Source organism: Ectobacillus sp. (assembly GCF_056992975.1).
In genome coordinates, this window is record NZ_JBXKMX010000101.1 from 42732 (window position 1) to 58666 (window position 15935).

Sequence of the window (15935 nt, forward strand, 5' to 3'; positions counted from 1 at the left end):
TATTATACAAAGGAATGGAGACACTATCAACGCATTACAAAAAGGACGCCCCTTACCGGGTCGCCCTTTTAAACATCTAGTATTATTTTGCAACTTCTTCAATAATTGACACAACAAGCTCTGCAGTTTTTACTAATTCTTCAACAGGAATTTTTTCTTTTGTTGTATGAATATCTTCATAGCCTACTGCAAGGTTAACCGTTGGAATTTGGAATCCAGCAATTACATTCGCATCACTGCCGCCACCACTTTGGTGTAGGGAAGGTGTACGACCAATACGAGACACAGCACGCTTTGCAACCTCTACTACATGGTCACCATCGGCAAATTTAAAACCAGGATACATCACTTTCACTTCAACTTCAGCATGTCCACCCATTTCTTTAGCTGTCGTTTCGAACGCTTCTTTCATTTTACGGACTTGTTCTTGCATTTTTTCCTCTACAAGAGATCTTGCTTCTGATAAAATAGAAACATAATCGCATACGATGTTTGTTTGTGTACCACCTTCAAATCTTCCAATGTTAGCAGTCGTTTCACTATCAATACGTCCAAGTGGCATTTTTGAAATCGCTTTGGCTGCAATCGTAATCGCAGATACTCCTTTTTCAGGGGCTACACCAGCATGCGCTGTTTTACCATGTATAACGGCATTTACTTTTGCTTGAGTCGGAGCTGCTACAACAATTTCTCCAACCTTTCCATCACTATCAAGGGCATAACCATATTTTGCAGTAATAAGATTACGATCTAGAGCTTTGGCTCCAACGAGGCCTGACTCTTCCCCAACAGTTATAACAAATTCTACTTTACCGTGAGGAATATTATTTTCTTGGATTACACGAAGTGCTTCAAACATTGAAGAAAGACCTGCTTTATCGTCAGAACCAAGAATAGTCGTACCATCTGAAACAATGTAGCCATCTTTTATAGAAGGCTTTACTCCATTCGCAGGAACTACCGTATCCATATGTGATGTAAAGTAAATTGTATCAGCTTCTTTCGTAGCAGGAAGAGTACATATTAAATTACCAGCCCCGTGACCAGTTTGTGACATTGTGTCATCTTCAAATACATCTAATCCTAGAGCAGTAAATTTTGCCTTTAATACTTTGCAAATGGCTGCTTCATGTTTTGTTTCAGAATCTACTTGTACAAGTTCAAAAAACTCGTTAACTAAACGTTGTTCGTTAATCATTGAAATACCTCCTAATTGGTATGTACAACTACAATTATAGCAGAATGTAATGGAAAGAAAAGTAATGACAATTTATATGAGCTACAATCAATTATAAATAAAAAAGGGAGTACCGAATTGGATTCGGTACTCCCTTTTTCGAAATTATAAACAGATTATAGTGGAATATTGCCGTGTTTCTTATTCGGACGTTCTTCTTTTTTGTTACGAAGCATGTCAAGTGATTGAATAAGCTTGATTCTCGTATCACGAGGATCGATAACATCATCCACAATACCATGCTTTGCAGCTACATATGGATTTGCAAATTTTTCACGATATTCATCAATTAGCTGAGCACGAGTTGTTTCCGGATCGTTGCTTTCACTAATTTCTTTTGCAAAAATAATGTTTACTGCTCCTTGTGGTCCCATTACTGCGATTTCTGCATTTGGCCAAGAATAAACAACGTCAGCACCAATTGATTTACTATTTAGTGCAACATAGGCACCGCCATATGCTTTCCGCAAGATTACAGTAATCTTTGGAACCGTTGCTTCTGAGTATGCAAACAAAATTTTTGCACCATGGCGGATAATTCCTCCATGTTCCTGCTTAACGCCTGGGAAGAACCCAGTTACGTCTTCAAATGTAACAATTGGAATATTGAAGGAGTCACAAAGACGGATAAAGCGAGCTGCTTTATCAGATGAATCAATATCAAGGCTACCAGCCATAGCCTTAGGTTGGTTACATACCAAACCAACTGATTCTCCCTTAATTCTTGCAAATCCAATTACAATATTCTTTGCAAAACTCTTTTGAATTTCTAAGAAAGAATCTTTATCTACGATATGTTCTAATACTTTACGAACATCATAAGGACGAAGTGCATCAAATGGAATAATATCAGTTAACTCAGGGCGATAGTCGTCATCATCCGGTGTACCATACATAAGCGGCTTTTCTTCACAATTTTGTGGTAAATAGCTGAGCAAAGCACGAACGATATCAAGAGCATTTTCTTCGTCTTTTGCCGCAAAATGTGCACTTCCGCTAATTGAGTTATGAACTTTAGCTCCACCTAAATTTTCAGCGGAAATACTTTCTCCAGTAACCGCCTCAATAACCTTCGGTCCAGTGATAAACATTTGGCTTGTCTTTTCTACCATAACGACAAAATCTGTAATAGCTGGTGAATACACAGCTCCACCTGCACATGGTCCCATAATAACTGAAATCTGTGGCACTACTCCAGAATAAATAGCATTTCGATAAAAAATGTGACCATAACCATCTAGTGAAAGAACACCTTCTTGAATTCTCGCACCGCCGGAATCATTAAGACCAATAATTGGAGCACCATTTTTTGCAGCTAAATCCATTACATTAGCAATTTTTTTCGCATGCATTTCACCTAGTGCACCGCCAAATACAGTGAAATCTTGAGAAAATACGTATACAAGACGCCCGTTTACTTTACCGTAGCCTGTTACAACTCCGTCTCCGGGACCTTTTTTTGATTCTAAGCCAAAATCCACGCAGCGATGCTCCATAAATGCATTCAATTCTGCAAATGTACCTTCATCAAGAAGCAAATCGATTCTTTCGCGTGCAGTTAGTTTTCCTCTTTCATGTTGCTTTTCAATCCGTTTATCTCCGCCACCTAATTCAATTTCACGCTTTCTATCGTATAAATCATTGATTTTTTCATAAATATCTACCATGTTTACACCTCGGCCCCTATCTTTTTCTCACATAGTTCATATAACACGCCGTGCGCAGCTTTCGGATGCATAAATGCAATCTTAGATCCGTGTGCTCCATTGCGTGCTGTTTCGTCAATCATTCGAATTCCTTTTTCCTTCATTTCTTGCAGACGCTCTTCGATTGAGTTAACTCCGAGTGCTACATGGTGGATTCCTTCACCGCGTTTTTCGATAAATTTTGCAATAGGACTACTTTCTGATAGCGGTTCCAAAAGTTCCAACTTACTTTCTCCCAATTGCAAAAATGCTACTCTTACTTGTTGGGATTCAACCTCTTCTTCACCTAGTAATTTTAGTTGCAAAGCTTCAGTGTAAAACGGAAGAGATTCTTTCAAAGATCGAACCGCAATGCCAATATGATCGATTTTCTTCATTTTGTACTTCACCCCTTGTTGAACGTTAGATGCAAAAAAGCACATTCTTCTTATTACATTCTACATGAATTTTTAATTTCCTGTTAGTTTATAAAATTTTTATCGAAAATTGTCCCTTGTTCTGTTTCTTTTCCATCGTTACAATAAATGTATGAACGTATAGGAGGTTTATCATGAACAAACGAGCTCAAAAAATATTCATTTTTATTATGCTCATATGTATGTTACTTACTACCATTCTAACTGGGATTAGTATGTTTTGGTAAAGTGTCGGCCGATTATTCGGCCACTTTACTTTTTTACCTAAATATATAACTTCTTATTTTTTTGAAATAGCTCCTTTTTCTTTGGCAATCTCTGCAAAGGGCCTCATGCTACTTACGATTAGCACCTTTGTTCCAATAGGAATATGTGAATATAAATATTCTATATCTTGTTTGTACATACGTATACAGCCACTTGAAATATATTTTCCAATCGAATCTGGGTCGCTCGTCCCGTGAATTCCATATTTGGCCCCATCTGTCCCTCTTGCATTAAAACCAATCCAGCGAGAACCAAGAGGATTTTTAGCACTCCCGCCAGGAATGTTTTTTTTTATATAATACGGATTTTCTAGCTTTGCTACAATATCGAATTCACCTTCGGGTGTTAACGTTTTTGTTTTACCCGTAGCAATCGGAAAAATCCCTTGAATTTCTCCTCGATCAATATACGCAAGTTTATTACTTAATTTATTTACAATTATATAAGGATCTCCTACTCTTGGATTCTCACCGAGCGGCCATATAGGAGAAATTACCATTACAAGAATAATGGACAGAATGTGGTTCATCGCACTTCCTTCTTTCCAAAACCATTTTTCATATATTTCCCCATACTTTCATTTTTCATGAAATGTACCGAAAAACTTATGAAAGAAAGAAGGATTCCACTGTAGTACTGTCATATTAAAGCTATATGCATGATTTCCATGTAAACGAATACATGTATAGAAATAGGATTGCAATTTCATGCTGAAGAAATGTAAATACATGTAGGATGGGGAGAGGGAAAGTATGAAAATTTATAGTTTTTTTACTTTTTATGTCATGGTTTCTGTTCTATATGGCTGCTTTAAAGGATTGTTCGTCTTTTTAAAGCTATACGCCCCTTTTGTTACACTTCCCGCCCCAATTCTTGAAACGCTCGGATTTGTTTTATACATGCTGTTTTCTATTTCTGTTGCATTTGCCTATTTAAAACGAATTCGTTACTCGATTCCGGTTGCTTTATTTTCCTTACTTTGGACTTCAAATCTCGTTTGGATTTGGATATATCTTCATTTCCTTATATAAATATAAAAAAAGTGCCCCGTTAACGCAATTAGGACACCTTTTTCTTACACTTTACAGCATTTTTTGTAAAAATTCTTGGGCACGTGCACTCTTTGGCGCAGTAAAAAATTCGGATGGTGGTGCATCTTCAATTAGCTTACCATCCTCTAGAAATAAAACACGATCTGCCACTTCTCTTGCAAACCCCATTTCATGTGTAACAATCATCATCGTCATTCCAGTATGAGCAAGGGACTTCATAACTTCAAGTACTTCTTTTACCATTTCAGGATCCAGTGCTGAGGTCGGTTCATCAAATAGCATGACTTCCGGCTCCATAGCAAGTGCTCTTGCAATTGCAACACGCTGCTTTTGACCGCCGGATAAGCGATTTGGATACTCATTCGCTTTTTCACTCAAGCCAACCTTGGCAAGCAGTTGTTGTGCCTTATTCTCTGCTTCCTCCTTGGTCATCCCCTTCACTTTCATCGGTGCATACGTTAAATTCTCCAAAACAGTCATATGAGGAAACAGATGGAAATGTTGAAATACCATTCCTACATGTTGGCGTACCTTCATAATATCTGTTTGTTTATCTGTAACTTCTTCGTCTTTGATCCAAACATGACCACTTGTAGGTTGCTCAAGTAAATTGATACAACGTAAAAAGGTTGATTTTCCTGATCCAGAAGGTCCGATAACGGCCACAACTTGTCCTTGCTCAATGGTAGTGGAAATATCCTTCAATACTTCAAGCTCACCAAAAGATTTGCGTAGTCCTTCAATTTTAATCACTTTTTCTCATTCTCCCTTCAATTGCTTTTCCGAGAATTGTCAATAGGATGACTAAAATGTAGTAAATAGCCCCTACGAAAAGAAGCGGTTCAAAATACGCATATTTTTCTCCACCAACGATATAAGCACGACGCATCAAATCACTGGCACCAATTACCGTAACGACCGCTGATTCTTTCGTAAGCGAAATAAATTCATTCATAAGTGCAGGTAAAATATTTTTAATCGCTTGTGGTAATATAATGTTCATCATCATTTTACGATAAGGAATACCAAGTGCCATAGCTGCTTCCGTTTGACCCTTATCAACAGCTTGTACACCAGCACGAATGATTTCTGACATATACGCGCCCGAATTTAAACCAAACGCTAGCACGGCTGCTAGAAAAGAATTAATATCATAGCCTGTAATTTGCGGCAACCCGTAGTAGATAATCATCAATTGTAATACAAGTGGTGTTCCGCGAAAAAGCGAGGTATATGCATCTGCAAACCAACCAAGCGCTCGTATTCTAGCAATTTTAAATAAGGCAAGCAGCGTACCTAGTACAAAACCAATTACAGCTGCTACTGCAACAATTTGCAGTGTAACTTGTAACCCTAATAATATATAAGGCATCGATGGGACGATTTGATTAAAATCAAGTTTCATCTCTGCAACCATTCCTCTCTTACGTATACTTCATCTCTTTCACATTATAAAGTGAAATGTTCGATACAAAAAGCCATTTGTGTCATAATTAAATATTTCCATAGAAGAACACAATTTACAGCAGAGGTAACCCCTGCTGTAAATTGTGTTCCCATACATATATAGTTAAAGATAACTCGCTTTATTGTGCGTCAAACCATTTTTTAACTAGTTTGTCCAATTCACCATTTTGTTTCATCTTTTGAATTTCTTTATTAAAATCAGCTGTATATTTACTTCCTTTAGGAAATGCAATAGCAGAACCAGATTCATCAGCGGCCTCTGGAATATCTGCACCCTTAAGTTCAGGAAGTTTCGTTAAATATCCTTTTGCAACTGTGTCTTCTACAATAATCGCATCAACACGTCCAGCTTTTAATTCTTCAAATAAATCAGGTACACGATTACGTCCTTCTAATTTAAAGTCAGTTTGTTTTTGTAAGTCTTTCGCTTTCGTTTCTTGAATAGAGCCTGTTTGTACACCAACTGTTTTCCCTTTTAAATCATCCATCTTTTGTACAGTACCATTTTTAGAAATAACAACATTTTTAGCTGTAAAATAAATATCTGAGAAATCAGCATTCTTTTTACGTTCGTCTGTAGGTGTCATACCAGCCATAACGAAGTCTACTTTACCAGCTTGCATAGATGCTAATAAACCGTCAAAGTCACTATCTTTTACTTGGATTGTATAACCAAGGTCTTTTCCAATGTAATTTGCAATATCAATATCAAATCCAATTGGCTTATCGCTTTTTGATGAATCCACATACTCATACGGCTTGTAATCAGCAGAAGTTCCCATTACAAGAACTTTATTCGTGCTATTGCTTGTTGAATCTTGCTTCTTGGTACAAGCCCCAAGCACCCCAATTGTTAAAACGCCAGCTAAAACGAGTAGTACTAGCTTTTTCATATTTGTTCCCTCCGTTATAACATCTCTTTATTTTTCTATAAATAGCTTTTTATTTAACAAACTGTATTTTAACACACATTTATAATTATGCAATAATTAATCGCGAAAATGCTACAATGTTTTTGCAAATTCACCATAAATAATAGTTATTTTCTTACTGCAGCTTTATTGTTCTCCTTGTATTTCACATTTATGTATATAGCTATTAGGTAGATAATGCATATTTATTCTTTTTAATGCAACATCCATCTGGACGGATTAACTAGAAAATATTTTGGAGGCTACGAAAAAACGTATTGTTTTTCCGTAGCCTCCATTATCTATTGCTTTTTCTATTTCTCTTTACGATGCGTATCTTGCTCTCGTTCCTGCTGTTTATTCTTCTCGTTCGTATTATCCTTTCCTACATCTTGCTTGTTTGTTTCATTTTTTATTTTCTCTACATTTGAGTCTGCAGATTGATTGGACTTATTAGTAGGTTTAGCCGGTGTAAGCTTTTTATTTTCATTTCCTGCTACTTGCTTTTCTCCTTCAGGAATGTCTATCATTTCTTGCTTCTTCTCTTCCTTAAAATATTTCTGTTGATTATCCTCAGCCGAGGTGGAGGAATCTTTCGGAAGTATGATTTGCTGCGATAGTTCCCCTTCGTTTGAAAGGGTTGCAGATGGATTCAAAATGAACGGTTCCTTGTTTATATGTGTCCAGAGAGATAAATCCTGATTCTGGTTTTCCCCTACATATGGTCCCATTCGAAAGCCTTCCCTTTTCATTTCCTCTTGGATTTTTAAGATGCCTGCTTTCCATATAATCATAATATCCTCTTGCTTATACTCAGCTTGAAAATGCGTAACTAGCTTTTCAAGATGATTCTCAAGGGCAGTATCACTTTTATCCTTTAATACAGAAGTAAGAATAACTCTCTTTCCTGGTATTAAATATCCATCCTTTTCACTTTGATCAAGTATATGCTGTAGAACTTCCTGAAGGGGTTTTTCCTTCCAGTCCTTTATTTCCCTCAAAATTCTTTCTCCCTCTTGATTATGTGCTTTCAAATCCTTTACATATAAATGATTTGTAACACTTGCCTCTAAATTGGGAGTAATATCAATTGAGACGTAAGCCATTACCTTATCTTCTGGTCGATAGAAAAGGAGGAATAGGACTAAACATGCAGCAATTGTTAGTATAGGCTTTAAATAGAGGCGTCTTACCGTTATGTCTTGAGGAGTATATTGAATTTCAGACCCAATTTCATATGTATGTTTTCCTTTGTTACATGTAACAAAGTTACCTTCAGGTGTTAGTAACACGATACGACGCGAATATACTTCCATAACAATACCTTTACTCATCCTTCATCCCCTCCTCTATGTAACCTTTAATATAGGTGTATTCATTACTAAAAATGAGACACATGGCAATAATGTACTTTCTATGACGTTCCAGTGTTTTACGACTCATGCTGACTTTCGGTTCAAGTTTCTTTAATGGCAGCTTTTTCTTTTGAAACAATTCCTCTAATAGTTCCTCTTCTTTTACAACTTGTTTCGCAACTGCTATCATTGCCGACCGTGTATCTTGATGCTTCGGTGACTCTTTCACCAGTTCGGGCAAAGAGATCTTGAATTCTTTAAGCAAACCACGTAAATGGAAAATTTCTTCTCTACGATTTTGATTGTCCATTTCCTGCAAATATTCTAACTGAGATTGCTGAGAATCAATGGCTTCCCCCACTTCATCAAAGGGCACAAACGTCCTACGTGTTTCCTTACGTAAATAATCAATAATGTCTCGTTTCATAAGGAGTTTTGCAAATGAGAGGAATGAGCTACCCTTTGTGTACGAATATTGCTGCAAGGCTTCATTGAACGCAACTAAGCCAATGCTATATTCATCGTCTTGTTCCGTTATATAACGATGGCGAATAGATGAAATGGTGCTACGAATAAAAGGGCGATAGGCTAGAATAAATGCTTCTTTATCTCCATTTCCAGCTTGTAAATTCATGACTTCTTCCTCGATTGTTGGCTTTTTCTTAACAACATGTAGTAATAAATGTAGCACTCCGAGCTCCTCCCTCCCTTCCACAAACATAGCAGAACGGTCACTTCTCTAATAGAAGTGACCATTATAACATACGAAATTACTAGCTGTTGTTTTCTTTTTTGTTACGTTTATTACCGATTTGTTTGCAATTGCGAAGCAAGGTTTCTTTCTGTTACTGTTCAATCATTTTTTATTTATATTTATTTGCATTTCCCCTACTTGGCCTACTACTCTGCTTCTTACAATCATACAAATGGTTTTTTGTTATATCATGTCTTTCCCCTATTTACTAGTAATATCGTATTTATTGCCTACTACTTCATCTATCAACTCTAACTCGTTTTTGCTTTCTTCCTTATATCTATTCGAAAGAAGATTCGTCTTTATGGGGGTATAAATAAATAAACTAAAAAAAAATCATGATACAACCCTTTTCCTATTTGAAAAGGATTGCATCATGATCTATACATCCAAGATGATAATTGACACATTCACACTTTTGTAATCATGTTTCATACTTCTTGGCAATATTGATCGAAATAGTTCTGTAGCTTTTCAACAACCTCAATTGGTGAATGCCCTTCAATTTCGTGTCGTTGTATCATCGTTAAAATTTTTCCATCCTTTAATAAAGCAAATGATGGAGAGGATGGTGGGTAACCTTCGAAATAATCGCGTGCAAACTGAGTTGCTTCTTTATCTTGTCCTGCGAACACAGAAACAAAATGATCTGGTCGTTTGTCGTAGTGAACCGAATGAGCTGCCGCAGGACGAGCAATGCCTCCTGCACATCCACAAACTGAGTTCACCATGACTAATGTTACACCCGATTTTGCAAATGCTTCCTCTACCTCTTCTGGTGTTTTTAATTCTGTATAGCCAGCAGAACCAATTTCCTCACGAGCTTGACGGACAACATCATTCATAAAAAAATTAAAATCAACCATTGTATTCCTCCTTATATTTCTTTGCTACTATCTTATCAATTCTAAGGTAGGAATACCAACGAAACTGCTTTTACTTATTCTCATACGTTTCCATAAGCTCCATAACAGCTTTCGTAACAGTTTGTTTCCCATGCATAATGTCTTGCTCATACTGCATTAACTGTTCTTTCATCATCGTATTGTTGAAAAATCGTATTTCAAGTTGTTCACGGATTGATGCGTACAACCAATGTCGTTTTTGATTATTCCGTCGTTGTTCAAACACACCAGATTGTTTTGTCTTTTCCTGAAAAGTAGTTACTTCCTTCCAAAACTCCTGTAAGCCTTCGTTATAAAGAGCAGAACATAGGCCTACGTGAACTTCCCAACCTTCTGTTGCCGGCTGAAACAAATGCGACATTTGTGAGTATAGTCCAACTGTTTGCAAAGCACGGACACGATTATCTCCATCTGCCTTGTTAATTAAAATCCCATCAGCTAACTCTAAAATACCGCGCTTTATGCCTTGTAATTCATCTCCTGCACCAGTAAGCGATAAAAGTAAGAAGAAATCTACCATATCACGGACCATACCTTCGCTCTGCCCAACGCCTACTGTTTCAACTAATATAACATCGTAACCAGCTGCCTCGCACAATAGCATGGTTTCTCGTGTTCTTCTATTTACCCCACCTAATGCACCGCCAGATGGTGAAGGACGAACAAATGCATTTTCCTGTTGCACAAGACGTTCCATTCTCGTTTTATCACCTAGAATACTTCCCCGTGTTAAGGTACTACTAGGATCTACAGCCAGTACTGCAACCTTAAGATTTAGCTCACAGAGCATAGTACCAAACGCTTCAATGAATGTGCTTTTCCCCGCTCCCGGAACCCCCGTAATTCCAATACGAATAGAATTTCCTGTATACGGCAAAAGCTGTTGGATGAGTTCTTGCGCTTTTTGATTATGCTTCCGTGCGTTACTTTCTACAAGTGTAATCGCCTGTGCAAGAAGAGTGCGATTATTACTTCGCACTCCTTCAACAAGAGTTTCTATCGATACCGTTCGTTTTTGAAAGGAATGTTTTCGCGCTACAGGCTGCTCCGTTCCTTTCATGACGGTAGTTGTGAAAGCATCCTGGTTTTCTCCGGTAGTCGGCACCCATTCTGGACGTTTCATATCTTCTTGCATTGTTTATTCCTCTTCGCCCAGACGACGTTCAATTTCATCTAGAATTTCTTGGGCAGCATGTGGAATAACTGTCCCTGGTCCGAAAATTGCAGCTGCACCATTTTCGTATAAGAATTCATAATCCTGAACCGGAATAACACCGCCGACTATTACAACAATATCTTCTCTTCCTAGCTTACGTAATTCTTCAATAAGTTGAGGAAGCAATGTTTTATGACCACCCGCAAGTGAACTCATGCCAATGCAATGAACGTCATTTTCTACTGCTTGACGAGCTGCCTCTTCTGGAGTTTGGAATAATGGTCCCATATCTACGTCAAACCCAAGATCAGCATATGCAGTTGCTACAACCTTAGCCCCTCTATCGTGACCGTCTTGTCCAAGTTTAACAATTAAAATACGTGGACGACGACCTTCCTTATCAGCAAAGGCATCAATGTTTTGACGAACAAGTTCAATTTCATCTTGCTTGTTGTATTCAGAACGATATACGCCACTCACTGTTTGAATAACAGCTTTATGACGACCTGAAACTTTCTCAATTGCGCTTGAAATTTCTCCAAGTGAAGCGCGAGCACGTGCAGCTTCGATCGCTAATGCAAGCAAGTTTCCTTCGCCTGTTTCAACAGCTTTTGTAATCGCCTCTAATGTTTTTGCAACAACAGCTTCATCTCGACTACTCTTAAGTTGATCTAAACGTTCTAATTGTTTTTTCAACACGGCTGTATTATCAATATCTAAAATTTCAAGAGGTTCTTCCTGATCAAGACGATATGAGTTTACCCCTACGATTAATTCAGCGCCAGAATCAATATGGGCTTGTCTTCTTGCTGCCGCCTCTTCAATACGAAGCTTAGGTATACCCTTTTCAATTGCCTTTGTCATACCACCTAGGCTTTCAATTTCTTCAATATGCTCCCATGCACGGTTCATCAAATCTGATGTTAACGATTCAACGAAATAAGAACCGCCCCACGGATCGATTGTATTCGTAATTCCTGTTTCATTTTGTAAATACAATTGTGTATTACGAGCAATACGAGCTGAGAAATCAGTAGGTAATGCAATGGCTTCATCCAATGCGTTCGTATGAAGTGATTGTGTATGACCACTTGCGGCTGCAAGTGCTTCTAGACAAGTACGTGCAACGTTATTAAACGGATCTTGCTCCGTTAAGCTCCATCCTGATGTTTGTGAATGAGTCCGTAATGCTGATGACTTCGAATTTTGCGGATCAAACTGCTTCATTAGCTTCGCCCAAAGAAGTCGACCTGCGCGCATCTTTGCAACTTCCATAAAGTAGTTCATACCGATCGCCCAGAAGAAAGATAGGCGCGGGGCAAATGAATCGACTTCTAATCCTGCCTTAAGTCCTGTACGAACATATTCAATACCGTTTAAGAGCGTATAAGCTAATTCTAAATCAGCAGGAGCGCCAGCTTCTTGTAAATGATAACCAGAAATACTAATGCTATTAAACTTCGGCATATTTTTAGATGTATATGCAAAAATATCTGCAATAATTTTCATGGATGTTTCGGGTGGATAAATGTACGTATTACGAACCATATATTCTTTTAAAATATCATTTTGAATCGTACCTGCTAGCTGTTCTTGCTTTACCCCTTGTTCTTCTGCAGCTACAATATAGAATGCTAACACAGGAAGAACGGCACCGTTCATCGTCATGGACACCGACATTTTATCTAACGGAATACCATCAAATAATACCTTCATATCCAAAATGGAATCAATTGCAACGCCGGCTTTACCGACATCCCCTACAACACGAGGATGGTCTGAATCATAACCACGATGAGTCGCAAGGTCAAATGCTACTGACAATCCTTTTTGTCCAGCAGCTAAATTACGTTTGTAGAATGCATTACTTTCTTCCGCTGTAGAAAAGCCTGCATATTGTCTGATTGTCCACGGACGATTCGTATACATAAGAGCATACGGTCCGCGATGGTATGGTGCTACGCCTGGTTTAAAGTCTAGATAATCGAGTGACTCAATATCTTCTTCTTTATATATGGTTTTAACATCAATTTTTTCATTGGATTTATAAGCAACCGTTGCTTCTGGCTCTGTAACGGCTTCATTTGTAAATAGCGATGAATATTCTAGTGTTGAAAAGTCTGGCGTTTTCATACTGTCACCTCCAACTCATTATACATATCTTGCAACAATGGCAACAAACTGCTTACATTTGCAAGTGTGCCATCTGCTCCTGCAGCTAAAGCAGCCTCTCCTGCTCCACTTTCATCCGTACCAATTACATATAGTTTTTTTCCTACAGATGAAAGGTTCGCGATAGATGTTAAAAGTGAATCTACGTTATCATGTAAGAACACAGCTTCTACTTCTTCTATATCACCTGGCACCTTGTCCACCGTTGCAACTTCAAACCCACATGCTTTTAAAGTAGTAGCAATTGTTTTAGTATTGTCATCTTTTTCAAGTTGAACAACTAATGCACGCGGACTTCTACCTGTTTGACTTAGAAATTGGTCTGCTGCTTTACGCAATTCCTCAAATTCTTCCCCATCTCGCATTGGAAGAAAAGCTTGGATTTGTATACCATCTTTGATTTGCGATGCAGTAATGTCTCCAATTGAACTTCCTGCTGAAAATGCTTCAATTAATTCTTCAACTGTTGCATTTTGATAGGAAGGAACAGTAGTTGTGTTTTGTTGTTTTTTATAAGCAAGTACAACTTCTTCTCGGTTATATGCTTCTTTGCTATCAGCTGTAAGCTTGTCTTCTGCAAGATTTACAAAGCGATTCGTACCGACAATGGTTTGCTTTAATGAGCGTACATTTGCAAGTCGTAGCTTAGCAACACGATTAATTTCTTCATGCAAAGAACCGTCCTCAAGCACGGCAGTCATGCCACCTTTTTTCTCGATATCACGGAACATATCCCATGCTTGCTTAGCTAACTCATCCGTTAACTCTTCCACATAAAACGAACCTCTTGCAGGATCGATAACTTTCTCAAGATGAGCTTCACCGCGCAGGATATGTTGAATATTTCTAGCTAATCGTTTCCCATTTTCATTAGCAAATCCTGCTGCATCGTCATATGGAGTTACATGAAGTGTATCCGCACCACCAATGACTGCAGAAAATGCTTCCGTTGTAGCACGAAGTAAATTAATATAAGGATCATTTACTGTTTTTGTTCGTTTTGATGTAGATACATGAACCGTGCTTTTTACGTTAGCTAGACCAAATTGTTCTGTGATTTTGCTCCATAATACACGGAATGCACGAAGTTTCGCAATTTCAGTAAAGAGATAGGACCCTACTGAAAAACTGAATGTGATGGATGAAATAACATCCTTCGCTTGTAATCCGCGTTCCATTCCTGCCCGAATATATTCAACTGCAGTAGCAAATGCGATGGCTAACTCTTGTACAGCATTTGCTCCAGCATTATGATACGTATCTGTACGAACGAATAGCGAATGTAATTGAGGTGTATGTTCTAAACTCCATTTTATTGTTTTGGCCATATCGTCATAGCAAGCAGATAATGATGTAGCAAGCTCACCTTCTTCTGCTAAATAGCCGAGTGGATCTGCTCCAACAGTTCCCCGTAAGGAAGATAATGGAGTGTCACTTTTCTTAGCATAGGATGCTAGCATTGCCAATAGCGGATATGCTGTATATCCCGTATAAAGTAGTACTGGATATTTTTCGATGGATACCCCGTTAAAAACGCTTTCAAAATCTTTTGTAAAACTTAATGGAATACCACGGTCTCCATCTTGTGCAGAATCACTTCCACGAAGAGTCGCTTTATTTACAAGTAAATGCACAACTTGTTGTCCATTTTTTAATGCGTCTACAAGTATAGCATTTGCTTTGCTTGGATTTGCTGCGAATACTTCTTGTGCAATTCCTTCTCCAGCTTTCGGAAGAAGGGCAGCTACTTCCTTGAATGCATGAGCATCATCTTTTGTGTATAAAGGCTTCAGAATTACATTATCATATGTGTGTCGAAGTAAACTATCAAACGCTGTTCCTTTTAGCGCTTTTTCTGCAAGTTGCTTCCATTGTTCATAAGATACCCCTTTGAACTCCTGAAACGTCTTCTCCATATGTAGACCCCCTTTACTCTAATTAAATTATAATAAAATGAAATTTTCTAAATTATTATACATGTTTAGTTTAGTACAAAATACGTGTTCTCGCAAAGACAATTTTGAAAATAATGTATCAAATTAGCTAATAACCGCAAAATATGTCATACCATATATGTATATATGTTACATAAAGTGGATTGCTAGGCAACTGTTTTGCAAAGCAACCCATGCTTCTGTCATTTCACTGCTGTGAAAAAGTATACAAATTATAAGTCATTATTACGATTATTTAGTGCTTCGTATATATAATTCAATCATATGCTTATGAGATCCTACAATGAATTCCGGCAGCTCCGATAGCGGAAAAAAATGCACGGCAAGACCTTCCTCATGATTATTTTGTGGGTTTCCATGAAACTCTGTCGAATAGTAGGCAATTGTAACCGTTTGAAACTCGTCTCCATTTGCCAACTTTACAAAATAATTTTTACCAGAAAACACATCAATCAGCCTAAGTTTGCCAACATCAATTCCTGCTTCTTCAAACACCTCTCGCCGGGCTGTATCTTCTGGAGATTCACCTAACTCCATTAACCCCCCTAAAAGGCCCCATTTCCCATGAGGTTCCGTGCGTTG

16 protein-coding genes are annotated in these 15935 nt (G+C 37.9%); 2 read left to right on the forward strand and 14 right to left on the reverse strand.

Annotated features, from left to right (window positions below; genetic code table 11):
- Positions 1-82: 82 nt before the first annotated feature.
- From AC11ZT_RS05340 to mce, 3 genes are all read right to left on the reverse strand, one after another.
- Entirely contained in the window at positions 83-1198 is a 1116-nt protein-coding gene (locus AC11ZT_RS05340; RefSeq protein ID WP_484058609.1) for a tripeptidase T, read from the reverse strand.
- A gap of 155 nt (positions 1199-1353) precedes the next feature.
- A complete protein-coding gene (locus tag AC11ZT_RS05345; protein ID WP_484058610.1) occupies positions 1354-2904 on the reverse strand; it encodes an acyl-CoA carboxylase subunit beta in 1551 nt (516 codons plus the stop codon).
- Positions 2905-2906: 2 nt separating this feature from the next.
- The gene (gene mce / locus AC11ZT_RS05350; protein WP_484058611.1) at positions 2907-3320 is read right to left on the reverse strand and encodes a methylmalonyl-CoA epimerase; all 414 of its coding nucleotides are present in this window, start codon (positions 3318-3320) and stop codon (positions 2907-2909) included.
- 173 nt (positions 3321-3493) lie between these two features.
- Here mce and prli42 point away from each other — a divergent pair, with 173 nt between their 5' ends.
- Complete coding sequence (gene prli42 / locus AC11ZT_RS05355; RefSeq protein WP_484058612.1) at positions 3494-3586, forward strand: stressosome-associated protein Prli42; 93 nt, start codon at positions 3494-3496, stop codon at positions 3584-3586.
- Between the two features lie 53 nt (positions 3587-3639).
- Here the strand turns inward: prli42 and AC11ZT_RS05360 are convergent, their stop codons facing one another.
- The gene (locus tag AC11ZT_RS05360; RefSeq protein ID WP_484058613.1) at positions 3640-4155 is read right to left on the reverse strand and encodes a L,D-transpeptidase; all 516 of its coding nucleotides are present in this window, start codon (positions 4153-4155) and stop codon (positions 3640-3642) included.
- 223 nt (positions 4156-4378) lie between these two features.
- On the opposite strand from AC11ZT_RS05360, the gene AC11ZT_RS05365 reads away from it, so the two are divergent.
- Positions 4379-4657 (forward strand): hypothetical protein, encoded by a 279-nt coding sequence (locus AC11ZT_RS05365; protein WP_484058614.1) that lies wholly within the window; start codon positions 4379-4381, stop codon positions 4655-4657.
- A 51-nt stretch (positions 4658-4708) separates the two neighbouring features.
- Here the strand turns inward: AC11ZT_RS05365 and AC11ZT_RS05370 are convergent, their stop codons facing one another.
- From AC11ZT_RS05370 to AC11ZT_RS05415, 10 genes are all read right to left on the reverse strand, one after another.
- The gene (locus AC11ZT_RS05370; protein ID WP_484058615.1) at positions 4709-5431 is read right to left on the reverse strand and encodes an amino acid ABC transporter ATP-binding protein; all 723 of its coding nucleotides are present in this window, start codon (positions 5429-5431) and stop codon (positions 4709-4711) included.
- Complete coding sequence (locus AC11ZT_RS05375) at positions 5424-6083, reverse strand: amino acid ABC transporter permease (protein ID WP_379970229.1); 660 nt, start codon at positions 6081-6083, stop codon at positions 5424-5426. Before AC11ZT_RS05375 ends, AC11ZT_RS05370 begins: the two co-directional genes overlap by 8 nt.
- 181 nt (positions 6084-6264) lie before the next feature.
- The gene (locus AC11ZT_RS05380; RefSeq protein WP_484058616.1) at positions 6265-7038 is read right to left on the reverse strand and encodes a transporter substrate-binding domain-containing protein; all 774 of its coding nucleotides are present in this window, start codon (positions 7036-7038) and stop codon (positions 6265-6267) included.
- Between the two features lie 332 nt (positions 7039-7370).
- Positions 7371-8390: an anti-sigma factor domain-containing protein gene (locus AC11ZT_RS05385; protein ID WP_484058617.1), complete on the reverse strand. Its 1020-nt coding sequence runs from the start codon at positions 8388-8390 to the stop codon at positions 7371-7373.
- Complete coding sequence (gene sigI, locus AC11ZT_RS05390) at positions 8383-9102, reverse strand: RNA polymerase sigma-I factor (protein WP_484058618.1); 720 nt, start codon at positions 9100-9102, stop codon at positions 8383-8385. The genes AC11ZT_RS05385 and sigI overlap by 8 nt, the downstream gene beginning before the upstream one ends.
- A gap of 494 nt (positions 9103-9596) precedes the next feature.
- Positions 9597-10031: a BrxA/BrxB family bacilliredoxin gene (locus AC11ZT_RS05395; protein ID WP_484058619.1), complete on the reverse strand. Its 435-nt coding sequence runs from the start codon at positions 10029-10031 to the stop codon at positions 9597-9599.
- A 70-nt stretch (positions 10032-10101) separates the two neighbouring features.
- Positions 10102-11205 carry a methylmalonyl Co-A mutase-associated GTPase MeaB gene (gene meaB, locus AC11ZT_RS05400; protein WP_484058620.1) on the reverse strand — a complete coding sequence of 368 codons (1104 nt, stop codon included), beginning with the start codon at positions 11203-11205 and terminating at the stop codon, positions 10102-10104.
- 3 nt (positions 11206-11208) lie between these two features.
- Positions 11209-13359, reverse strand: coding sequence for a methylmalonyl-CoA mutase (scpA, locus tag AC11ZT_RS05405; protein WP_484058621.1), 2151 nt, complete (start codon positions 13357-13359; stop codon positions 11209-11211).
- Positions 13356-15314, reverse strand: coding sequence for a methylmalonyl-CoA mutase subunit beta (locus AC11ZT_RS05410; RefSeq protein ID WP_484058622.1), 1959 nt, complete (start codon positions 15312-15314; stop codon positions 13356-13358). Before AC11ZT_RS05410 ends, scpA begins: the two co-directional genes overlap by 4 nt.
- 270 nt (positions 15315-15584) lie before the next feature.
- The coding region (locus tag AC11ZT_RS05415) for an NUDIX domain-containing protein (protein ID WP_484058623.1) at positions 15585-15935 on the reverse strand (351 nt) is incomplete at its 5' end.